Source organism: Kosakonia sp. SOY2, from assembly GCF_027109175.1.
In the GTDB taxonomy this organism is placed as follows: Bacteria; Pseudomonadota; Gammaproteobacteria; order Enterobacterales; family Enterobacteriaceae; genus Kosakonia.
Window position 1 is genome coordinate 1,990,131 of record NZ_JAPVXH010000001.1, and the last position, 20,786, is coordinate 2,010,916.

A 20,786-nucleotide genomic window follows, 5' to 3' on the forward strand; every position below is an offset into this window, starting at 1 on the left:
AATGTCTGGCATTCCGCGGTGAATGCCGACATTTATGCCTGGTTCCCGCACCGCTCGGTATTTTGTGCTAACTTTATGTAGGAAGTTGGTTTATTTTTAAGTTTTAACGCACAAATATTGCATAACTATTCTGTCAACGTTACTATTTGCGGCCTCAATTGCTATCAGACTGCTTCGATGAGTATTAAATTAAACAGCATCAATTGCTTTTATGGCGCACACCAGGCGCTGTTCGATATCACGCTGGATTGCCCGCAAGGGGAAACACTGGTGCTGCTCGGCCCAAGCGGTGCGGGTAAAAGTTCGCTGTTGCGCGTACTCAACCTGCTCGAAATGCCGCGTTCCGGCCAGTTAAGCATTGCAGGCAATCACTTCGACTTTGCCAAAACCCCGTCTGATAAAGCGATCCGCGAATTGCGCCAGAACGTGGGCATGGTATTTCAGCAATATAATCTCTGGCCGCATCTGACCGTGCTGCAAAATCTGATTGAAGCGCCGTGCCGCGTGCTCGGTTTAAGCAAAGATCAGGCGCTGGCGCGCGCGGAAAAGCTGCTGGAGCGTTTACGTCTTAAACCGTATAGCGACCGTTTTCCGCTACATTTATCCGGTGGTCAGCAGCAGCGTGTCGCTATCGCCCGTGCGCTGATGATGGAGCCGCAGGTGCTGTTGTTTGATGAACCGACCGCCGCGCTCGATCCGGAAATCACCGCGCAAATCGTCAGTATCATTCGTGAGCTGTCGGAAACCGGCATCACGCAAGTTATCGTGACCCACGAAGTGGAAGTGGCGCGTAAAACCGCCAGCCGCGTGGTGTACATGGAAAATGGTCACATTGTTGAGCAAGGGGATGCGGGCTGCTTTGCCGCGCCGCAGACCGACGCGTTTAAATATTACCTATCTCACTGAAGAATCGGGATTAATGACAATGAAAAAAGTACTGATTGCCGCGCTACTTGCAAGCGTAAGCCTTACCGCTACAGCAGCCCAGACTATCCGTTTCGCCACCGAAGCGAGCTACCCTCCGTTTGAATCAACCGACGCGAATAATAAAATCGTCGGTTTCGATGTCGATCTGGCTAACGCGTTGTGTAAAGAGATTGATGCGACCTGTACCTTTACCAACCAGGCGTTTGACAGCCTGATCCCGAGCCTGAAATTCCGCCGTTTCGACGCGGTGATGGCCGGTATGGACATCACCCCGGAACGTGAAAAACAGGTTCTGTTCACCACGCCTTATTACGACAATTCCGCGCTGTTTGTGGGTCAGCAGGGTAAATTCACCAGCATTGACCAGCTGAAAGGCAAGCGTGTAGGCGTGCAGAACGGCACCACCCACCAGAAATTCATTAACGACAAGCACCCGGAAATCACCACCGTTCCTTACGACAGCTACCAGAACGCGCGTCTGGATCTGCAAAACGGCCGTATTGATGCCGTGTTCGGTGACACCGCGGTGGTCACAGAATGGCTGAAAGCGGACGCGAAACTGGCGGCAGTTGGCGATAAAGTAACCGACAAAGAGTACTTTGGTACCGGTCTGGGCATCGCGGTACGCCAGGGCAACACCGATCTGCAGCAGAAATTCAATGCCGCGCTGGAAAAAGTGAAGAAAGATGGGACTTACCAGACCATCTATAACAAATGGTTCCAGAAGTAATCCTTAATGAACGAAATGTTTCCATTAGCAAGCGCCGCCGGGATGACCGTCGGCCTTGCCGTTTGTGCGCTGATCATCGGCCTGATTCTGGCGATGATCTTTGCCGTTTGGGAGTCCGTTAAGTGGCGCCCGATTGCCTGGATTGGCACCGCGCTGGTCACCGTACTGCGTGGCTTGCCGGAGATCCTGGTGGTTCTGTTTATCTATTTCGGCTCTTCACAGCTGTTGCTGACGCTCTCTGATGGTTTCACCATTAATCTCGGCGTAGTGCAGATCCCGGTGCAGATGCAGATTGAAAACTTCGACGTTAGCCCGTTTCTGTGCGGTGTGATTGCGCTCTCCCTGCTGTATGCGGCTTACGCCTCGCAAACTTTGCGTGGTGCGTTAAAAGCCGTACCGGACGGGCAGCGGGAATCTGGCCAGGCGCTGGGCCTGTCGAAAGGGGCGATCTTTTTCCGCCTGGTGATGCCGCAAATGTGGCGTCACGCGCTGCCGGGGCTGGGTAACCAGTGGCTGGTACTGCTGAAAGATACCGCGCTGGTGTCGCTGATTAGCGTGAACGATTTGATGCTGCAAACTAAAAGCATTGCTACCCGTACGCAGGAACCCTTTACCTGGTATATCGTGGCGGCGGTGATTTACCTGGTTATCACACTGTTGAGTCAGTGGGTGCTTAAACGCATCGACATGCGCGCGACTCGCTTTGAACGGAGGCCGGAATAATGCTCGAGTTTTTACCAGAGCTGTTCAAAGGCCTGCACACCAGCCTGACGCTCACCGTTGCGTCGCTGATTGTGGCGCTGATCTTATCGCTGCTGTTCACCATTGTGTTAACGCTGAAAACGCCGGTGCTGACACACATCGTGCGCGGCTATATCACGCTGTTCACCGGTACCCCGCTGCTCGTGCAGATCTTCCTGATTTACTACGGCCCGGGGCAGTTCCCGTCGCTGCAAAACTATCCGGTTATCTGGCATCTGCTCTCGGAACCGTGGCTGTGCGCGCTGCTGGCGCTGTCGCTGAACAGTGCGGCGTACACCACACAGCTATTCTATGGCGCGATTCGCGCCATTCCGGACGGGCAGTGGCAATCCTGCGGCGCGCTCGGGATGAGCAAGAAAGACACGCTGGCGATTTTGCTGCCTTATGCATTTAAACGCGCGCTGTCGTCCTACTCCAACGAAGTGGTGCTGGTGTTTAAAAGTACTTCGCTGGCGTACACCATTACGCTGATGGAAGTGATGGGCCACGGTCAGCTTCTGTATGGTCGCACTTATGACGTCACAGTTTTCGGTGCCGCAGGGCTGATTTATCTGGTGGTCAACGGGTTGTTAACGCTGATGATGCGCCTGATTGAGCGTAAAGCGCTGGCATTTGAACGCCGCAACTAATTGCATAAATAGTAAACAAAGGCGAGCTAATGGTTTCATTACTCGCCTTTTTTATTTCCATGAAAATATATTTAAGCATTTTTATTGAATATAAATTCATTTAATGGCATGGTTAGCGTCACGCTTTAGACACGGCAACAACCATAAGATTGACCGACAGGAGTTCGATAATGAAAAAACTGGTACTCGCCGCCCTTCTCGCTTCGTTCGCCGCTGGTGCTTCTGCGGCAGATAAAATTAACTTCGGTGTTTCCGCCACTTATCCGCCATTTGAATCGATGGATGCCAGCAACAAAATCGTCGGCTTTGATATCGATCTGGCAAACGCGCTGTGCAAACAGATGCAGGCCGATTGCACGTTTACCAATCACGCCTTCGACAGCCTGATCCCGTCGCTGAAATTCAAAAAATATGACGCGGTAATTTCCGGTATGGACATCACCCCGGAACGTAGCAAACAGGTCGCTTTCACCGACCCGTACTACGCGAACTCCGCGCTGGTGATCGCCAAAAAAGATGCCTTTAAATCTTTTGATGATCTGAAAGGCAAACGTATCGGCATGGAAAACGGCACCACGCACCAGAAATACCTGCAGGACAAGCACCCGGAAGTAAAAACCGTGGCTTATGACAGCTATCAGAACGCGATTATTGACCTGAAAAACGGGCGTATCGATGGCGTGTTCGGTGACACCGCCGTGGTCAACGAGTGGCTGAAAACCAACCCGCAGCTGGGCGTAGCGACACCGAAAGTGACCGACCCGCAATACTTCGGCACGGGCCTTGGCATTGCGGTGCGCCCGGATAACAAAACGCTGCTGGAAAAACTGAACGCCGCGCTGAAGGCGATTAAAGCTGATGGCACTTATCAGAAAATCAGCGATCAGTGGTTCCCGCAGTAATTACCTTTCAGGCCGGGTAGCTCCCGGCCTGTTAACGCAGCGCCCCCGACGTTTCCGTTCCCCGCCCGACACGCTCCATCGCCACCGGAATGCTTTTATAAGCCGGAATACCGCTTTTGGTATCGTGGCTGTCCAGCGGCACCAGGATATTCGCTTCCGGGTAATACGCGCCGACCGAACCCGGTGCCATATCCAGCACCACAATCGTCAGGTTATCCATGCGCCGCGAAGTGGGGTTACCGTCAGGATCGAGCGCGATAATATTCACCTGATCACCGACGCGTAACTGCCGCGTTTCTGCCTCATCGGCATTAATAAACAGGACATCGCGCCGCCCGGTCACTCCGCGATAGCGATCGTTAAGCCCGTACAGCGTAGTGTTGTATTGATCGTGGCTGCGCAAAGTGGTTAATACCAGATCGTGACATTTCAGCGATCGCGGATCTTCGTTAATTCCCTGCATCACTTTGAACTGCGCCAGACCCGAGGGCGTGTTCCATACGCGTTCCGAAGCCGTATTACGTAAACGAAATCCCCCCGGTTTTTTAACCCGCTCGTTGAAATTGCTAAACGCCGGGAAAACCGCTTCGATCGCATCGCGAATAGTGCTGTAGTCGCTGACCATTTTATCCCAGTCCACCACGCTATCCGGCAGAGTTGCTTTCGCCAGCGCGGCCACCAGCGCAGGCTCGGATTTCAGGTGCGGCGAAGCTGGCGTTAAACTCCCGCGCGACGCATGTACCATCGACATCGAATCTTCGACCGTCACGCTCTGCGCGCCCGATGCCTGCATATCCGTTTCCGTGCGCCCGAGCACCGGTAGCAGATAATTATGTTTGCCTAACAGCAGATGCGAGCGGTTCAGTTTCGTCGCCATATGCACCACCAAATCGAGCTTACGCATCGCCGGGAAAGTGGTTTGTGGATCAGAAATCGCTTCCGCCAGGTTGCCGCCAAGGCACAAAAGCGCATTCACTTTGCCATCGCGCATCGCCTGGATAGCGGCCACCGCGCCGTGCCCATGTTGCCGTGGCGGCTTGAAACCAAATACCTTTTCAATATTGTCCAGCAACTCGGGATACGGGATCTCAGTAATGCCCACCGTGCGGTCACCCTGCACATTCGAGTGGCCGCGCAGCGGGCAGATGCCCGCCCCTTGCTTACCTATGTTGCCGCGCATCAGAAGCAAGTTGGCAATTTGCTGCACATTCTGCGTACCGTACTGGTGCTGGGTGATCCCCATGCCGTAACAGATAATGGTGCGTTCGGCACTGGCGTACAGCCGGGCGATATTCTGGATCTCCTTGCGCTCCATGCCAGAGACTTTAAGAATGTGTTGCCAGTCGGTTGCGTCGAGATCGGCTTTCAGCGCCTCAAACCCTTGCGTATGCTGGCGAATAAACGCCTCATCAATCACGCCAGGCTCACCTTTCGCCAGCGCCTCTTCGTGCATCGACAGCAGGATTTTCATCACCCCTTTCAGCATCGCCGCATCACCGCCCACCCGCACTTTGTAGTAGGTGGATGCCAGCTTCGTGGAGCTTAGCGCCAGCATTTCAATCGGGCTTTGTGGCGACGTGAACCGCTCAAGTCCCCTTTCGCGCAGCGGATTGATGGCCACGATCGTCGCGCCGCGTTTTGAGACTTCGCGAAGCGTGCCAAGCATTCTGGGGTGGTTGGTTCCGGGATTGTGGCCGATGCACAACACCAGATCGCAGTGGTCGAAATCTTCCAGTTCCACCGTGCCTTTACCAACTCCAATGGATTCCGGTAAACCCACGCTGGTCGGCTCATGGCACATATTGGAGCAGTCCGGGAAGTTATTGGTGCCATATTCGCGGGCAAACAGTTGCCACAGAAAAGCGGCTTCGTTGGAGGCGCGTCCGGAGGTATAAAACTCGACGCTGTTGGGATCGTCGTAGCCGCGCAGAAGTTCACCAATCTCGCGAAAGGCGGTATCCCAGTCGATGGGCTGATAGGTATCGCTGGCGGCGTCATACTTCATCGGGTGGGTTAAACGCCCTTCGCCTTCCAGCTCAAACGCGTTCCTGTTCCACAACTCACTGACTGTATGCGCCGCGAAGAATTCCGGCGTTGTGCGTTTACTGGTGGCTTCCCACGACACCGCTTTCGCGCCATTTTCACAAAATTCAAACGACGAGGTATGTTGCGGATCGGGCCACGCGCAGCCGGGGCAGTCGAACCCCTGCGGTTGATTAACTTTGAACAGCGCGATGACGTCCTGTTTCACCGACATTTGCCCGCGCAGTGCATCCGCGACTGCTTTCAGCGCGCCCCAGCCACCTGCCGAACCGCCATACGGCGCGATACCTGTTGTCCGATTTTGATCTTTCATGTTGCCCCATTTTTCTGTGACCAGCGTTGGCTTAAGCCTGGTACAGAAAACGCGGGCTGGAGCGGCATAACAGGAACTTAGTCGCACTAAGTTCTTAAAAAATGTTTCCGCGTTGCGCTGGGATCAGCGTTTAACCAACAGCGTCAACACCTCGTAATGCGCGGTATGCGGGAACATATCGAACAGTTGAACGCGCTCAATGCGATAACCCGGCAGCAGGCGAATATCTTTCGCCATCGAACTGGCGTTGCAGCTGGAGTAGATGATGTACGGCGGTGCCATGTGGCTTAAATAGTCGCACAGCGCCGCGCCAATCCCACGCCGGGGCGGGTTAACCAGCACCAGCTCAGGAATATCAAGCGAAGCGGTAGCAAACTGAGTGGAATCCAGCGCCTGGAAATGCAGATTTTGTAAGCCAAGCGCTTGTGCCGATTGCGTGGCGCAGGCAATCGCTTCCGGGGCGATTTCAATACCGGTCAGGCGCATCTCCGGCGTTGCGCAGTGCAGACCAAAACCGCCGACGCCGCAAAACAGATCCCACATATGGTTAACCGGCAGCGCCCGAACCCAGTTGCGGGCGGTCGCGTACAACGCGCTGGCAACGGTCGGGTTGGTCTGGAAAAAACTCTGCGGGCGGATCCACAGCGGCACGCCGTTAAAGTTTTCCGCCAGCGCCTGCTGCCCGGTGAGAAAAATCTCCGTCTCACCTTCCATGATCGCCATATGTACCGGCTGGATATTGGCGGAAATCACTTTCAGTTGCGGTAATTGTGCTTGTAACTCAGGCAACGCCGCGCGCAATTGGGCGAGTTTCGCCTCCGAGCGCAGCACAAAGCGCAGCATCATGCCGCCATCCTGCTGGCTTTCAGTCAGCAGCAGGTATTTCAGCTCACCGCGTTTACGCGCCACGTTGTAAGGCGTTAACCCGGCGCGGGCAATAAACGGTTTGAGCGCGGCAAAAACCGGAGCGAAAGTCTGCGGATAGAGCGGGCAGTCGGTGAGATCTTCCGGCGTCCCGTCACGATGCAGCATCCCAAACAGCGGTTTTTCTACGCTGCCGCTGACCACCATTTTGGCTTTATTACGAAACCCCTGCTCCGGGCCACTCACTGGCGAACACCACTCGGCAACAGGCAAGCCGTCCAGCAGCGTGTGGAGATCGTCCATTTTCGCGGTAAGTTGCTGTGAGACCGGTTGTGCTATCCATTGACAGGAACGACAACGACCAGCATCGAAGAGAGCGCACTGCATAGTAAAGCCTTTCATTTTGCGGGGCGGGGATTGTACCACCGTTATTGCAGGCGGAAAAAGCGTCGGCTGGGCGCGGGAACAAACAGCAGGAATAACACCAGCAGATCGGGGAGTTTTTGCATCACTAACGCCTGGAAAATCTCCCGCCGGGAACCACCCGCAATACTGAACAGTTCCGGATAGCCATACCCGAGCGAAGCGGCCCATAAATAACCGGTCGCCACCATTTGCGTGGCGAGGTAAAGCCAGCGCGCCCAACGACGTCCTTTAACCACCGAGAAAGCACAGAGAATTTCGACAAACACTAAAAACAGGCTGCCAAGGAAAACCAGCGTCAGGCTCCAGGTCTGCGCGCTGCGCTGTACAAAATCGAGCAGGCCGCGCCAACCCAGCAAATTCAGTATCATCAATACATCCACACAGCGAATCATAATAATGGCGATGGCCGCCACCTGCACCAGCGCTGGCACATTCAATTTCGCGTGATGAGCGGTTTTCTTGAAGAACCCCAATCCGATGATTTCCCTGTGAAAAATGCCGCGACAAGCGCGGCATCAGCAACACAATTTCACGATTCTAATAAGTTCAGCCTTGTCTTGCACGCTGGATATCACGGATCCGCTGTTTTTCCGCCCGCGCCATTAAATACCAGGCGATAAAACCAACAATCCCGACCACGCCAAGGATAAGTGTCGCCAGCGCGTTGATTTCCGGGTTCACCCCCATGCGCACGCTGGAGAAGACCAGCATCGGCAATGTCGTCGCTCCCGGCCCCGAAACAAAGCTGGCGATCACCAGGTCATCCAGCGACAGGGTAAAGGCCAAAAGCCAGCCGGAAACAATCGCCGGCATGATCATTGGCAGCGTGATAACGAAGAACACTTTTAGCGGTGTCGCACCAAGATCCATTGCCGCCTCTTCAATGGAGCGGTCCAGTTCGCGCAGACGCGAGGAGATAACCACGGCAACATAAGCGGTACAGAAGGTCACATGGGCCAGCCAGATAGTGAGCATCCCGCGGTCGGCGGGCCAGCCAATCGCATGGCCGAGCGCCACAAACAGCAGCAGCAGCGACAAGCCGGTGATCACATCCGGCATCACCAGCGGTGCCGTTATCATAAAGGCGAAACCGTTTGAGCCACGAAAGCGGCCAAAACGCACCATCACCACCGCCGCGATAGTCCCCAGCACCGCCGCCATTGTCGCCGCACAAGCGGCGATGGTCAGGCTTAACCCCACCGCGCTCATCATGGCGTCGTCGTGAAACAGCTCTCCATACCAGCGCGTCGACCAGCCCGCCCACACGGTCACCAGTCTTGAGCTGTTAAAGGAGTAGATCACCAGCATCAGCATTGGCGCGTACAGGAACGTAAAACCGAGCACGAGGATCAAAATGCGCCACGGAGAGCGCACTACCGGTAAGTTGTTCATGCGTGGTCCTCCCCTTGTTTCTGCTGATGTTTGTGGAACCACATGATCGGCACAATCAGCAACAGCAGCATAATCACCGCCACCGCCGAAGCCACCGGCCAGTCGCGGTTATTAAAGAACTCCTGCCACAACACACGACCGATCATAATGCTGTCCGGGCCACCGAGCAGTTCCGGGATGACAAACTCGCCAACTGCCGGAATGAACACCAGCATCGATCCGGCAATAATCCCGCCTTTGGTCAACGGCACAATCACGCTGAAAAAGGTTTTCAGCGGGCGCGCCCCAAGATCCAGTGAGGCTTCCACCAGTGAATAATCGATACGCGTCAGCGCGGTATAAATCGGCAACACCATAAACGGCAAATAGGCATAAACAATCCCGATATATACCGCGAGATTGGTATGCAGGATCGTCAACGGCTGATCGATAACCCCCAGCCACATCAGGAAGTTATTCAACACGCCGTTATTTTTCAGGATCCCCATCCACGCATACACGCGGATGAGAAACGACGTCCACGACGGCAAAATCACCAGCAGCAGCAGAATATTGCGCGTCGACGGTTTGCTGTGCGCCACAGCCCAGGCCAGCGGATACCCCAGCAGCAGACAACAAAGCGTTGAGATCGCCGCCACCTGTAACGACTGCAGATAGGCTTCAAAATAGAGCGGGTCGTCGGTAAGTTGCAGGAAGTTGCCGATATTCAGCGTGACCGTCAGTTGGCTGTCCGCCCACTCGATAAGATCGGTATACGGCGGGATCTGCCGCGCCATCTCTGCAAGGCTGATTTTGAATACAATCAAAAACGGCAGCAGAAACAGCAAAGTCAGCCAAATATAGGGCAGCGCAATAACCAGTTTGCGCCCGTGACGCATCTGCATGCGTCCCAGCCATAAAGTGAAACCGCCCGGTTTTTCGACGCGGGACGGTGGCTCCAGTGTACTCATCGCCGCTCCTTAAACCGTCAGAACCACACAACTATCGGCATCCCAGCAGAGGCGAACTTCATCGCCCCAGGTTGGCGCGCCTTTACGGTAGCGATGCGCGTTCTGCAACTGGGCGCTGATCATCTGCCCGCTTTGCAAACGCACGTGATAAATAGAGAGGTCGCCAAGGTAGGCGATATGCACCACTTCCCCGACGGCAAAGTTATAGCCGTCGGCTGGTGGATCTTCGCAGAGCATGATCTTTTCCGGGCGCAGCGCCACGAACACCGGCACGTTATCCACCACCGACGCATCGGCGTCCACTTTCAGCGGATGCACCAGCCCCGGGGAGTCGATCACCAGACCATCTTCCTGACGCTCTTTCAGCAGCCCTTCGAACACATTCACCGAACCGATAAACTCGGCGCTGTAACGCGTGGTCGGGTGCTCGTAGATCTCTTCCGGTTCGCCGATTTGCACAAACTTCCCGCGGTTCATGATGGCGATACGCCCGGCCATGGTCATCGCCTCTTCCTGGTCGTGGGTCACCATGACGCAGGTCACGCCAACGCGCTCAAGAATATCCACCACTTCGAGCTGCATCCGGTCGCGCAGCTTTTTATCGAGCGCGCCCATCGGTTCATCCAGCAGCAGCAGTTTCGGCCGTTTCGCCAGGCTGCGCGCCAGCGCCACGCGTTGACGCTGACCGCCGGAAAGCTGATGCGGCTTACGTTTGGCGTACTCGCTCATGTGCACCAGGTGCAACATTTCGGCCACGCGGCTGGCGATTTCCGCTTTCGGTAACTTGTCCTGTTTAAGGCCGAAAGCAATGTTCTGTTCCACGGTCATATGCGGAAAGAGCGCGTAGGACTGGAACATCATATTGATCGGGCGCAAATAGGGCGGCACATGCGCCAGGTCTACGCCATCAAGCATGATTTGCCCGTGGGTAGGCAGCTCAAAACCGGCGAGCATGCGCAGCAATGTTGATTTGCCGCAGCCGGACGCACCAAGCAGGGCAAAAATTTCACCTTTATAAATCGTCAGACTGACATCATCAACGGCGTGCTGACCATCAAAGGATTTGGTCAGATTGCGAATTTCCAGCAGCGGCGTCAGATCCTTGCGGCTCTTCGCCTGTGGGCGGGGGATAGCGTCATTCACTCAAGTGCTCTCCGGCAAAAACATCAACCCGTTTCAACGAGTTGTCGTACAAATGACTGGACAGAGGCGCATCACCTCTGTCCATTTTTGGGGCAGGCGCACCGCCACGGTGCAGCCTTATCACCTGTCAGGTGATTGAATTATTTGCCGCTTTTAACTTTAGTCCACGCGCGGGTTCTTACGCGGTCGATTTTCGGATCCTGGACTTTCAGCGTAAAGAGTTTGGCGAAAACATCCGGCGGCGGGAAGATAGCCGGGTTATCACGCACTTCTGCGCTGATCAGCGGAACCGAAGCTTTGTTACCGTTCGCGTAGAACACATGATCGCTGATATGGGCAATCACATCCGGGCGCATCAGGTAGTTGAGGAACTGATAGGCTTCGTCTTTGTTTTTGGCATCAGCCGGCATCGCGAAGACATCGAAGAACGCCAGCGCGCCCTCTTTCGGAATGGTGTAAGTGATATTTACGCCATTCTTCGCTTCTTTCGCGCGGTTTGCCGCCTGCCACACATCACCCGCCCAGCCAATAGCCACGCAGATGTCGCCATTTGCCAGGTCATTAATGTACTGAGAAGAGTGGAAGTAACGAATGTTAGGACGCAGTTTTAACAGCAGGTCGGTTGCGGCAACGCTGTAATCATCCGCTTTGCTGCTGTTCGGATCTTTGCCGAGGTAATTAAGCACGGTGGCAAAAATCTCTTCCGGCGCATCAAGGAATGAGACGCCGCAGCTTTTCAGTTTTTCCAGGTTTTCCGGCTTCAGCACCAGATCCCAGCTGTTTACCGGCGCGTCTTTGCCGAGCGCGGCTTTCACTTTGTCAATGTTATAGCCAATACCGGTGGTGGCCCACAGGTACGGAATAGCGTATTTGTTGTCAGGGTCGTGTTTGGCGACCATTTTCAGCACGTCTGGATCGAGGTTTTTCCAGTTCGGCAGTTTGCTCTTATCCAGCGGCTGGAATACCCCGGCGGCCAACTGGCGCTCAAGGAAACTCGCGGACGGCACCACCAGGTCGAAGCCGGTGCTGCCCGCCATCAGTTTGCCTTCCAGCACTTCGTTGGAGTCAAACACGTCATAAATGACTTTGATGCCCGTCTCTTTTTCAAAATTCGCGACGGTGTCCGGCGCAATATAATCAGACCAGTTATAAACATGCAGTGTCTTTTGCTCGGCTGCGAGCGTGCTGGCAGAGACAGCCATCAACGCACCCGCGACAAGACCTGATACCCATTTTTTGCTCAAGGCGGTCATATCTCATTCCTTCTGGAAAGTCCGTTAACATACGAACTAAATGTACGCATCATAAGATATGCAAGAATCATGCATATTTTGTCACTCTGCACAGCCCCGGAGAAGAAAACGCTTCCGGCTGACACCGCATGCTGTTTTAAGCATCGCAAGAATAACTGTAGCCAGGGTTTGAGGCTATAGGTCAGATTAAAAAACGCCTTTTATCAATTTTTTATGCAGGATACGTCTATGTGATAAGCCGTTACGCGAGGAATAGCGGTGAAAAATTCTTTAAGGAAAGGTTAATAGCAGAATAAAAATATTTATTATGCAGCCGCCGTGGCAGCGACTGCGTTAATGCTGCACAGAGTCAGTGGAGAAAATTGTGCGACTCTTCACCTGCCACCATCTCTTCTTCGCCTGGCGTGAACAGCAGTTGATGTGCGTTGGCTTCCATAATGACCATTGAAATCTGCTCTTCGCTCTGGCGCATAAACCAGGCGAACTGTTCAAACGTAATGGCAGGCCCGACGCATAAAGACTGGCAAACCACCAGCTTCGGCAGATTATCATCCTGAAGGTCGAGGAATGCTTTCACGGTCAAAGAACTGGCATTAATGGCGGAGAGATCGGCGGCCAGCGCCAGCAGCGCCGACGGTTTGACTTCCGCCATGGCGGTAAACAGCACAACGTCATTAACAAGGTCGACTTTTGCATCAAACACGCCATCAAAATTTTGCATGTGCGGCAGGTGTAGCGCCTGGCAGTTATCGCACTCAAAAAAGTTAATGCCCAGTTCATCCAGCCAGTGACGCAGCGTGTCCAGACCCGGAACGACGAGTGAATCCATAAAGCAGTGCTCTCTTAGCGAAAAAATTGGCCATAGCTTACGCAAAAAGGCCAGAACGTACCATTCATTGCGCGGGAAAATCGCCTCAGCCGCCGGTTTTAAGGCAAAAACCCGGCGTTGCCTGGCGTTCGATCCACTGGATCATGCGGCCCGCAATATCGATGCCGGTGGTTTTTTCGATGCCTTCCAGCCCGGGCGATGCGTTAACTTCCATCACCAGCGGGCCACGTTCGGCGCGCAGGATGTCGACGCCAGCCACATCCAGCCCCAGCGTTTGCGCAGCAGCCAGCGCGATTTCACGCTCACGCTCGGTGATATGTGCCACCAGCGCCTTGCCGCCGCGATGCAAATTAGAGCGAAAATCCCCCTCTTTCGCCCGGCGTTCAATGGCGGCGACCACATCATTGCCAACGACCAGACAGCGAATATCGGTTCCCTTCGCTTCGGCAATAAACTCCTGCACCAGAATGTGCGCATTCAGACCACGAAAAGCGTCAATTACGCTCTCCGCTGCCTGGCGGGTTTCCGCCAGCACCACGCCGATGCCCTGCGTCCCTTCCACCAGCTTCACCACCAGCGGTGCGCCGCCGACCATATCAATCAAATCGCTGGTATCGTCCGGGGAATGGGCAATGCCGGTTACCGGCAGATCAATCCCCTGGCGCGCCAGTAACTGCAACGAACGCAGCTTGTCTCTGGCGCGGGTGATCGCCACCGACTCATTGAGCGGATAACTGCCAAGAATTTCAAACTGACGCAGCGCGGCGGTGCCGTAGAAGGTGATGGCCGAGCCGATACGCGGGATCACCGCATCGAAATGCGGCAGCTGGCGGCCTTTGTAATGAATGGACGAGGCCGCCGGGCTGATATTCATATAACAGGAAAGCGGATCGAGGATCTCGACCAGATGACCGCGCTGCATCGCCGCTTCGCGCAGGCGTTTACACGAATAGAGCGTTCCATCCCGGGACAATATGGCAATTTTCACCCTGCACCTCTCTAAAAAGACCTGTCAAAGCAGGCGTATGATACACGCAGCGACGTGCAGGATGAACGGGAATTAGCGTGTCGCCCATCCCTGTTTATGCAAATAGTCGAGAATAAACGGGCGGCTCTCTTTAATGATGGTGCGGCGGATATGATCGCTCCAGGTGTCACGCCGCGTATTGCTGTCGCGCGTCATATAGTAGTGGGCGATCTCCTCGTCATATTGCGCCAGCACATCTTTATCCAGCGGCTGATAGCGGTTTTCATGCACCACCAGTTGCGCAGGCAGACGCGGTTTCTTATCCGGCGTGTCGGCAGGCCAGCCAAGGCACAGGCCAAACAGCGGTAACACATGTTTTGGCACCTGCAATAACTCACCTACGGCTTCAATGCTGTTACGAATTCCACCGATATAAACGCCACCCAGCCCGAGCGATTCTGCCGCAGTGAAAGCGTTTTGCGCCATCAGCGCGGTATCGACTACGCCGAGCAGCAACTGCTCCGCCAGCCCAGGATTCGCCTCTGGGCAAATCTGGAAATTACGATGGAAATCAGCGCAGAACACCCAAAATTCCGCCGCCTGCGCCACATGTTGTTGCCCGCCGGTGAGCGTCACCAGTTGCTGGCGTAGCGCAGGATCGGTGATGCGAATTATCGAGCTGCATTGTAAAAAGCTGGAGCTGGATGTTGCCTGCGCGCTGGCGATAATCGCATCGCGCTGCGCCTGGGTAATCGGTTGATCGGTAAAATGGCGAATGGAGCGATGGGCGCACAGCAATTCAATAGTTGGTGTCATGAATAATCCCCCAAATAAACAAGACCCTCAGTATAGGCGAAGCCTGCATCCTCGTTGTATCCGCAATTTGCGCTGAAAGGTTGCAAAGATTAAAGCAACAGGCATAACCTGCTTTTCATTACGCACAGTTATGGTCATGATAACCGGCAGTTACCTTCAGATTTGGGAGAGAGTATGTTTGCTGTAATTTTTGGCCGCCCAGGCTGCCCATACTGTGTACGCGCAAAAGAACTGGCAGAAAAACTGACCGCCGAGCGTGATGATTTCAACTATCGCTACGTGGATATCCACGCGGAAGGCATCACCAAAGCCGACCTGGAAAAAACCGTCGGGAAACCGGTTGAAACTGTGCCGCAGATTTTCCTCGACCAGAAACACATTGGCGGCTGCACCGATTTCGAGGCCTATGCCAAAGAACATTTCGGCCTGTTTGCCTGAGCCGAGCAACGCCCTCTTTCTGAGGGCGTTTTATTTCTTGCAGCGCAGAATTTTGCGCACAAAAAGATAGAATAACCCGCCCATTCCGCACCAGAAAATCGCGCTGAACAACCAGGCAATAACCTGCCAGTTCGACTGAGAAGAGGCTAAATGCAGGTAAATCAGCACATAGCAAAATGGAGCCGCCAGCACGGCGCCGAAAAGCGGCACGATCGCTTTGCGTCGGCGAGTAATCAGCCCACCGACAATACCGGGAAGCGTGAAAAGCAGTAAGCCTAATTCAGGATTACCGGACACGGGTAGCGCGCCGTTCATATTTATGACCAGCAACAAACACACCGCAATAAAAAGTAATGCGCAGCAAATAACGCCGACCCGACTTCGCCTGTTCTTCAAACACGCCTCCTGACTTTTTCTCTATCGCACTAACAACTCGTTCAAAAGAATGTCCGGACAGATAAAGCGTTGCGGCAATCCGTGCCAGAAAAGCACCCACGTAAATACGCGATTCTCACTAGCCGTTGTAATCTAATACGATTAAACTAGCGGCCTGTTTTTGTTTTGTGAGGAGTGTCTGGTGTTGCACCGCTTTTTTCGTACGCCAGCGCATGAGCAAAACACTAGCTCAAATAACCATTTCTTTCAACAGCTTACAAGTAAACAAGAAGTTAGCCTCCGTGAATATAAACGTCGCAGATTTGTTAAACGGGAATTACATACTGTTATTGTTTGTCGTTCTGGCACTCGGACTTTGTCTCGGTAAATTACGACTGGGTTCTGTTCAACTCGGTAATTCCATTGGCGTTTTAGTGGTTTCATTATTATTAGGCCAGCAACATTTCAGCATTAACACGGATGCACTTAATCTTGGCTTTATGCTGTTTATTTTTTGCGTTGGTGTTGAAGCCGGACCAAACTTTTTCTCTATTTTTTTTCGCGACGGTAAGAATTACCTCATGCTGGCGCTGGTATTAGTGGGCAGCGCGCTGTTGATCGCTTTAGGCCTTGGCAAACTGTTCGGCTGGGATATTGGCCTGACGGCAGGCATGCTGGCCGGTTCGATGACCTCGACACCAGTTCTGGTGGGCGCAGGCGACACACTGCGTCATTCCGGTATGGAAAATGGACAACTCTCCAGTGCGCTGGATAACCTGAGCCTCGGTTATGCCCTGACCTATCTGATTGGTCTGGTGAGCCTGATTTTCGGCGCACGTTATTTGCCGAAATTGCAGCACCAGGATTTACAGACCAGCGCCCAGCAGATCGCCCGCGAACGCGGTCTGGACACGGATGCGCACCGTAAAGTGTATCTGCCGGTGATCCGCGCCTACCGCGTGGGGCCGGAGCTGGTGGCATGGGCCGATGGTAAAAACCTGCGCGAGCTGGGGATCTACCGCCAGACAGGATGTTATATCGAGCGCATTCGGCGCAATGGCATTCTCGCCAGCCCCGACGGTGATGCCGTACTGCAAATGGGCGACGAAATTTCGCTGGTCGGTTACCCGGATGCGCACGCGCGCCTTGACCCGAGCTTTCGCAACGGCAAGGAGGTGTTCGACCGCGATCTGCTCGACATGCGTATCGTCACCGAAGAAGTGGTGGTCAAAAACCATAACGTGGTCGGTCGCCGCCTCGCGCAGTTAAAGCTGACCGATCACGGCTGCTTCCTCAACCGCGTGATCCGCAGCCAGATTGAGATGCCGATTGACGATAATATCGTGCTCAACAAGGGCGATGTTTTGCAGGTCAGCGGCGACGCGCGCCGCGTGAAAACCATTGCCGACCGCATCGGCTTTATCTCTATTCACAGCCAGGTCACCGACCTGCTCGCCTTCTGCGCGTTTTTTATTGTCGGCCTGATGATCGGCATGATCACCTTCCAGTTCAGCTCCTTCAGCTTCGGCGTGGGTAACGCTGCCGGCCTTCTGTTCGCCGGGATCATGCTCGGCTTCCTGCGTGCCAACCACCCCACTTTCGGCTATATCCCGCAGGGCGCGCTGATGATGGTAAAAGAGTTTGGCCTGATGGTATTTATGGCGGGCGTGGGCTTAAGCGCCGGTAGCGGCATCGGCAACGGTCTTGGCGCAGTAGGCGGCCAGATGCTGATCGCCGGGCTTATTGTCAGCCTGGTACCGGTGTTAATTTGTTTTCTGTTTGGCGCGTATGTGCTGAAAATGAACCGTGCTCTGCTGTTCGGCGCGATGATGGGGGCGCGCACCTGCGCTCCGGCAATGGAGATCATCAGCGATACAGCGCGCAGCAATATCCCGGCGCTGGGCTATGCGGGCACCTACGCCATCGCCAACGTTCTGCTGACGCTTGCGGGGACATTAATCATCATTATCTGGCCTGGTCTCGGATAAGTCTGAAGCTGAGAAATATTTCAGTTATGCGCAGAACTTTTTTGTGGGGCGTCAGTCATAACTAGTGCCACTGCTTTTCTTTGATGTCCCCATTTTGTGGAGCCCATCAACCCCGCCGCTTAGGTTCAAGGTTGATGGGTTTTTTGTTGCCTTTTTCCCATTACCCTTCCTCGATTTGAACCGATAAGAAGCCTGTGTTTCCGCCTTCCCTCTGCCGCTGGCGAAGCAACAAAGATTTGGTAATATCGATGCCGAAAACAGCATGACTTGATATAACGGGACGACGATGAAAGCGGAAGAAAACATACTTGAAAGTTGGTTAAAAAAATCATTATACCGCGATGTTTTTTATAAAATCGGTATATGGTGCATTATCTCCATTATCTCTTTTTATATCGCAGGAAAAACAGCGAATTTTGATATCGCAAAATATCTGCTTAGTTTTCTGGATAAAAGTATGCCGCAAGTAAATTACGGCTGGATGGTGTTATTTATTATTATCCCGATCTCATTTTTCATGAAAGATATGGAAGCAATGAAACCCGACTCATGGGGAATGGACACCCTGCGAGGCAGGTTTGGCGCAGCCCTGCGCAAAGTGACCAGCGACCTGCTGCTGTGGTCCGCCGGGATTTCTACCGCATTACTGACAACATCATTAATTGCGCTGGCGATTCTCTTTTACAGAGAACCTCAAGTGACCTATAAAAGCCTTGCGCAAATCGTATTTGTATTAATGGTATTATTCATTTTCTTATTTGCCAATATATGGTGTTATTTCATATTAAAACGCAACAACGATGTACTCTTTTCTATTATGAATAGTCAGCGCGGAATAAAGTTAGGTCATCTTGTTATTATTCTGTTGTGTTTGTACGCTGCGCATAAAATATCTGTCGATATCGACAAAAAAGCAACAACGGAACAATCGCAGCCCAAAACCTCTTAAAACGCCAGACGAAACCATATCGCCCACAACACATAAACGCCTCCTGCTAAAAAGCAGAGCCCGTAGGCCCATACAATCCCCGCTTCGCGGCGCAGGTAGAATTTAAGCGGGTTGCGGTGCAGATTCGCGGCGTTATAGGTTTTATGAAAATGCGTCATCTGTTGTGCACCTTTGCTGATAAGCGCAAAGAAAAAACTCACCGTTATGATCATCGCAAACGCCATATAACACTTTAAAAACAGCCTGAGACTGGTAAACACCCACGGACCGGAGTCTCTGCTAACACCCGCAACGCCGTGCTTTTTCAGCATAATGGCAGCACCGCTCAACATCAGATGCACAAGCAAAAAAAGGGCAAAATGTTTCGCATTGGTGGCAAAGGTGTTTTTTAAAGTGATACCAAAGATCCAGGCGAGAAACGCTGCCACGGATATTAGCCACATTACAGTGTCTAAAAACATTTTATTCCTTTTCAATGGGTTGTTTGAATTACCTATTTTTGCATTAATACTAAAGCAATCGCCAGCGCCGTGTTTTTCATTGTGCTCTTTTTTAACCATTACCCGACACCGAAAGGAGCTCCCTGATGCTGATTTACAACGTTTTTGGCCGTTATATTGGGGTAAAACGCGTGGGGGATGGCTGGCATGTGTTCCGCGTGGACAGAAACGAAGGCAAGCATTCGCGCCTTTATAACATCATCGTTCCGAGTGAATTAAGCGAAGCGGAGATCCCCGGCTGGTTGGGGGATATTTTCCATGAGGCCGCAACGGAACAACATCCTGATGTTTTTCGCGTGGAATAAAGGAGCAGAAAATGTGTGCACAGTGGTACAGCCAAAGCTCGTTCGATGTGCGTCTGGAGTGGGGGTTAACTGCAGCGGAGCAGCTGGCGCAGGAAGCTGATTGCGTGGTGATTGTCGACGTGATGTCGTTCTCCACGTGCGTTAGCATCGCCACTGATAACCAGGCGCTGATTTACCCGTGGCCATGGAAAGATGCGAGCGCGCAGCGCTACGCACAGGAAAACCATGCCGACGTCGCCAGTTTTGACCGCACCTTTGCCGGTGGGAATTACACACTCTCGCCCGCCTCGTTACTGCATATTCCCGCCGGACACCGGCTGGTGCTCCCCTCACCTAACGGTTCCACGCTTTCGTTTAAAGCACGCGATTGCGGCGCAGCGGTGTTTAGCGGCTGTTTTCGCAACCGACTGGCGACCGCGAAAGCTTGTGCAGGCTTTGAGCGCATTTTGCTGATCCCGGCCGGGGAACGCTGGCCGGATGGTAGCCTGCGCCCGGCGCTGGAGGATTATCTGGCGGCGGGTGCCATTATTGCCGCACTTGGCAAGCGTAAACTCTCGCCTGAAGCGCGAGCGGCAAAGGCCGCATTTCAGGGCGGTGACTTCAGTGCTCTTCATTACTGCGCATCCGCCAGTGAACTCCACGCCCGGGGTTTTTCAGCGGACGTAGAACTGTGTCTCGCGCTTGACGCAAGCCATCGCGCCTGTGCATTAATCGACAACGCGTACCGCTCACTGCCCGGCGAGACGCCCAATCATTAAGCGAATAGCTTCGCGGCTCAGCGGCTCGCGATCGACCACAAAATGCAGCGTCATCCCTTCGATAAACGCATCCAGCGCACGTGCCGTCATCGGTTCGAACCAGTGCTCCAGCATGGTCTGGCTGGTGCGCATCCAGTCTTGCATCACACTTTTCAGCGTGGGCTGGCGGCTCATAAACGCATACAGCTGGTACATCAGTTCCATATTGCGGGCGGTGGTCACCTGGGCGCTGTAAATCAGCTCGGTTAGCGCCTCACAGGCTTTTGCCTGACTGTCAACGCCGTCGAAAAAAGCGGCATATTGCGCCGACATCTGCCGGGTAAACAGACTGAAAGCCTCAGCTAATAACGCATCGATACCGGAAAAGTAATAGGTCATTGAGCCCAGCGGCACATCCGCACAGCTGGCGATTTTACGGTGCGTCACCGCCTGAATCCCGTGTGCGGCAATGGTATCCAGCGTCGCTTGCAGAATGCGGTCACGCCGCTGCGGGTCGTTGGGTCTTCGGGCCATAGATCCTCTCACTC

23 protein-coding genes are annotated in these 20,786 nt (G+C 53.7%); 10 read left to right on the forward strand and 13 right to left on the reverse strand.

Annotated elements, in window-relative coordinates; translation table 11 throughout:
* Positions 1-177: 177 nt before the first annotated feature.
* From artP to artJ, 5 genes are all read left to right on the forward strand, one after another.
* Positions 178-906: an arginine ABC transporter ATP-binding protein ArtP gene (artP, locus tag O3S68_RS09410; RefSeq protein WP_020457200.1), complete on the forward strand. Its 729-nt coding sequence runs from the start codon at positions 178-180 to the stop codon at positions 904-906.
* Positions 907-925: 19 nt separating this feature from the next.
* Entirely contained in the window at positions 926-1,657 is a 732-nt protein-coding gene (gene artI, locus O3S68_RS09415; RefSeq protein ID WP_017456144.1) for an arginine ABC transporter substrate-binding protein ArtI, read from the forward strand.
* Positions 1,658-1,663: 6 nt separating this feature from the next.
* On the forward strand, positions 1,664-2,380 hold the full coding sequence (artQ, locus tag O3S68_RS09420; RefSeq protein WP_017456143.1) for an arginine ABC transporter permease ArtQ: 717 nt from the start codon (positions 1,664-1,666) through the stop codon (positions 2,378-2,380).
* Positions 2,380-3,048: an arginine ABC transporter permease ArtM gene (artM, locus tag O3S68_RS09425; RefSeq protein ID WP_017456142.1), complete on the forward strand. Its 669-nt coding sequence runs from the start codon at positions 2,380-2,382 to the stop codon at positions 3,046-3,048. Before artQ ends, artM begins: the two co-directional genes overlap by 1 nt.
* 170 nt (positions 3,049-3,218) lie before the next feature.
* On the forward strand, positions 3,219-3,950 hold the full coding sequence (artJ, locus tag O3S68_RS09430) for an arginine ABC transporter substrate-binding protein ArtJ (protein ID WP_269231369.1): 732 nt from the start codon (positions 3,219-3,221) through the stop codon (positions 3,948-3,950).
* A 31-nt stretch (positions 3,951-3,981) separates the two neighbouring features.
* Here artJ and O3S68_RS09435 read toward each other — a convergent pair whose 3' ends face one another.
* The 10 genes from O3S68_RS09435 to nfsA form a co-directional block, all read right to left on the reverse strand.
* Entirely contained in the window at positions 3,982-6,306 is a 2,325-nt protein-coding gene (locus tag O3S68_RS09435) for an FdhF/YdeP family oxidoreductase (protein ID WP_269231370.1), read from the reverse strand.
* Positions 6,307-6,429: 123 nt separating this feature from the next.
* Positions 6,430-7,557, reverse strand: a complete 1,128-nt coding sequence (rlmC, locus tag O3S68_RS09440) for a 23S rRNA (uracil(747)-C(5))-methyltransferase RlmC (RefSeq protein WP_269231371.1) — start codon at positions 7,555-7,557, stop codon at positions 6,430-6,432.
* Positions 7,558-7,598: 41 nt separating this feature from the next.
* Entirely contained in the window at positions 7,599-8,069 is a 471-nt protein-coding gene (locus O3S68_RS09445) for a YbjO family protein (RefSeq protein ID WP_020457194.1), read from the reverse strand.
* Positions 8,070-8,142: 73 nt separating this feature from the next.
* Positions 8,143-8,988, reverse strand: coding sequence for a putrescine ABC transporter permease PotI (gene potI, locus O3S68_RS09450; RefSeq protein ID WP_017456138.1), 846 nt, complete (start codon positions 8,986-8,988; stop codon positions 8,143-8,145).
* Positions 8,985-9,938 carry a putrescine ABC transporter permease PotH gene (gene potH, locus O3S68_RS09455; protein WP_020457192.1) on the reverse strand — a complete coding sequence of 318 codons (954 nt, stop codon included), beginning with the start codon at positions 9,936-9,938 and terminating at the stop codon, positions 8,985-8,987. The genes potI and potH overlap by 4 nt, the downstream gene beginning before the upstream one ends.
* A gap of 9 nt (positions 9,939-9,947) precedes the next feature.
* Entirely contained in the window at positions 9,948-11,081 is a 1,134-nt protein-coding gene (potG, locus tag O3S68_RS09460) for a putrescine ABC transporter ATP-binding subunit PotG (RefSeq protein ID WP_045506612.1), read from the reverse strand.
* Positions 11,082-11,221: 140 nt separating this feature from the next.
* Positions 11,222-12,334, reverse strand: coding sequence for a spermidine/putrescine ABC transporter substrate-binding protein PotF (gene potF / locus O3S68_RS09465; RefSeq protein WP_020457190.1), 1,113 nt, complete (start codon positions 12,332-12,334; stop codon positions 11,222-11,224).
* Between the two features lie 349 nt (positions 12,335-12,683).
* On the reverse strand, positions 12,684-13,163 hold the full coding sequence (locus tag O3S68_RS09470) for a YbjN domain-containing protein (protein WP_020457189.1): 480 nt from the start codon (positions 13,161-13,163) through the stop codon (positions 12,684-12,686).
* Between the two features lie 85 nt (positions 13,164-13,248).
* Positions 13,249-14,151, reverse strand: coding sequence for a 30S ribosomal protein S6--L-glutamate ligase (gene rimK / locus O3S68_RS09475; protein WP_020457188.1), 903 nt, complete (start codon positions 14,149-14,151; stop codon positions 13,249-13,251).
* Positions 14,152-14,223: 72 nt separating this feature from the next.
* On the reverse strand, positions 14,224-14,946 hold the full coding sequence (nfsA, locus tag O3S68_RS09480; RefSeq protein WP_269231372.1) for an oxygen-insensitive NADPH nitroreductase: 723 nt from the start codon (positions 14,944-14,946) through the stop codon (positions 14,224-14,226).
* Between the two features lie 174 nt (positions 14,947-15,120).
* Between nfsA and O3S68_RS09485 the strand changes: the two genes are divergently transcribed.
* Positions 15,121-15,384, forward strand: coding sequence for a GrxA family glutaredoxin (locus O3S68_RS09485; protein WP_017456131.1), 264 nt, complete (start codon positions 15,121-15,123; stop codon positions 15,382-15,384).
* A gap of 30 nt (positions 15,385-15,414) precedes the next feature.
* On the opposite strand, the gene ybjM is transcribed toward O3S68_RS09485, so the two are convergent.
* Positions 15,415-15,780, reverse strand: coding sequence for an inner membrane protein YbjM (gene ybjM, locus O3S68_RS09490; RefSeq protein WP_269231373.1), 366 nt, complete (start codon positions 15,778-15,780; stop codon positions 15,415-15,417).
* 281 nt (positions 15,781-16,061) lie between these two features.
* Here ybjM and O3S68_RS09495 point away from each other — a divergent pair, with 281 nt between their 5' ends.
* Positions 16,062-17,747, forward strand: coding sequence for an aspartate:alanine antiporter (locus O3S68_RS09495; RefSeq protein ID WP_020457185.1), 1,686 nt, complete (start codon positions 16,062-16,064; stop codon positions 17,745-17,747).
* A 286-nt stretch (positions 17,748-18,033) separates the two neighbouring features.
* The gene (locus O3S68_RS09500) at positions 18,034-18,696 is read left to right on the forward strand and encodes a hypothetical protein (protein WP_269231374.1); all 663 of its coding nucleotides are present in this window, start codon (positions 18,034-18,036) and stop codon (positions 18,694-18,696) included.
* On the opposite strand, the gene O3S68_RS09505 is transcribed toward O3S68_RS09500, so the two are convergent.
* Entirely contained in the window at positions 18,693-19,256 is a 564-nt protein-coding gene (locus tag O3S68_RS09505) for a hypothetical protein (protein ID WP_269231375.1), read from the reverse strand. The two genes, O3S68_RS09500 and O3S68_RS09505, sit on opposite strands and share 4 nt — an antisense overlap.
* A gap of 26 nt (positions 19,257-19,282) precedes the next feature.
* On the opposite strand from O3S68_RS09505, the gene O3S68_RS09510 reads away from it, so the two are divergent.
* Together O3S68_RS09510 and O3S68_RS09515 are read left to right on the forward strand one after the other, a co-directional pair.
* Positions 19,283-19,501 carry a DUF7661 family protein gene (locus O3S68_RS09510; RefSeq protein WP_020457182.1) on the forward strand — a complete coding sequence of 73 codons (219 nt, stop codon included), beginning with the start codon at positions 19,283-19,285 and terminating at the stop codon, positions 19,499-19,501.
* 11 nt (positions 19,502-19,512) lie between these two features.
* The gene (locus tag O3S68_RS09515) at positions 19,513-20,259 is read left to right on the forward strand and encodes a 2-phosphosulfolactate phosphatase (protein ID WP_269231376.1); all 747 of its coding nucleotides are present in this window, start codon (positions 19,513-19,515) and stop codon (positions 20,257-20,259) included.
* Here O3S68_RS09515 and O3S68_RS09520 read toward each other — a convergent pair.
* The gene (locus O3S68_RS09520) at positions 20,230-20,772 is read right to left on the reverse strand and encodes a TetR/AcrR family transcriptional regulator (protein WP_020457180.1); all 543 of its coding nucleotides are present in this window, start codon (positions 20,770-20,772) and stop codon (positions 20,230-20,232) included. The genes O3S68_RS09515 and O3S68_RS09520 overlap by 30 nt on opposite strands.
* Between the last annotated feature and the right edge of the window lie 14 nt (positions 20,773-20,786).

Excerpts from the sequence above, each read along its gene's own strand:
- artP (WP_020457200.1), top strand. The coding sequence starts at position 178 with ATGAGTATTAAATTAAACAGCATCAATTGCTTTTATGGCGCACACCAG.
- artI (WP_017456144.1), top strand. The coding sequence starts at position 926 with ATGAAAAAAGTACTGATTGCCGCGCTACTTGCAAGCGTAAGCCTTACC.
- artQ (WP_017456143.1), top strand. The coding sequence starts at position 1,664 with ATGAACGAAATGTTTCCATTAGCAAGCGCCGCCGGGATGACCGTCGGC.
- artM (WP_017456142.1), top strand. The coding sequence starts at position 2,380 with ATGCTCGAGTTTTTACCAGAGCTGTTCAAAGGCCTGCACACCAGCCTG.
- artJ (WP_269231369.1), top strand. The coding sequence starts at position 3,219 with ATGAAAAAACTGGTACTCGCCGCCCTTCTCGCTTCGTTCGCCGCTGGT.
- O3S68_RS09435 (WP_269231370.1), bottom strand. The coding sequence starts at position 6,306 with ATGAAAGATCAAAATCGGACAACAGGTATCGCGCCGTATGGCGGTTCG.
- rlmC (WP_269231371.1), bottom strand. The coding sequence starts at position 7,557 with ATGCAGTGCGCTCTCTTCGATGCTGGTCGTTGTCGTTCCTGTCAATGG.
- potI (WP_017456138.1), bottom strand. The coding sequence starts at position 8,988 with ATGAACAACTTACCGGTAGTGCGCTCTCCGTGGCGCATTTTGATCCTC.
- potH (WP_020457192.1), bottom strand. The coding sequence starts at position 9,938 with ATGAGTACACTGGAGCCACCGTCCCGCGTCGAAAAACCGGGCGGTTTC.
- potF (WP_020457190.1), bottom strand. The coding sequence starts at position 12,334 with ATGACCGCCTTGAGCAAAAAATGGGTATCAGGTCTTGTCGCGGGTGCG.
- O3S68_RS09470 (WP_020457189.1), bottom strand. The coding sequence starts at position 13,163 with ATGGATTCACTCGTCGTTCCGGGTCTGGACACGCTGCGTCACTGGCTG.
- nfsA (WP_269231372.1), bottom strand. The coding sequence starts at position 14,946 with ATGACACCAACTATTGAATTGCTGTGCGCCCATCGCTCCATTCGCCAT.
- O3S68_RS09485 (WP_017456131.1), top strand. The coding sequence starts at position 15,121 with ATGTTTGCTGTAATTTTTGGCCGCCCAGGCTGCCCATACTGTGTACGC.
- O3S68_RS09500 (WP_269231374.1), top strand. The coding sequence starts at position 18,034 with ATGAAAGCGGAAGAAAACATACTTGAAAGTTGGTTAAAAAAATCATTA.
- O3S68_RS09505 (WP_269231375.1), bottom strand. The coding sequence starts at position 19,256 with ATGGTTAAAAAAGAGCACAATGAAAAACACGGCGCTGGCGATTGCTTT.
- O3S68_RS09510 (WP_020457182.1), top strand. The coding sequence starts at position 19,283 with ATGCTGATTTACAACGTTTTTGGCCGTTATATTGGGGTAAAACGCGTG.
- O3S68_RS09515 (WP_269231376.1), top strand. The coding sequence starts at position 19,513 with ATGTGTGCACAGTGGTACAGCCAAAGCTCGTTCGATGTGCGTCTGGAG.
- O3S68_RS09520 (WP_020457180.1), bottom strand. The coding sequence starts at position 20,772 with ATGGCCCGAAGACCCAACGACCCGCAGCGGCGTGACCGCATTCTGCAA.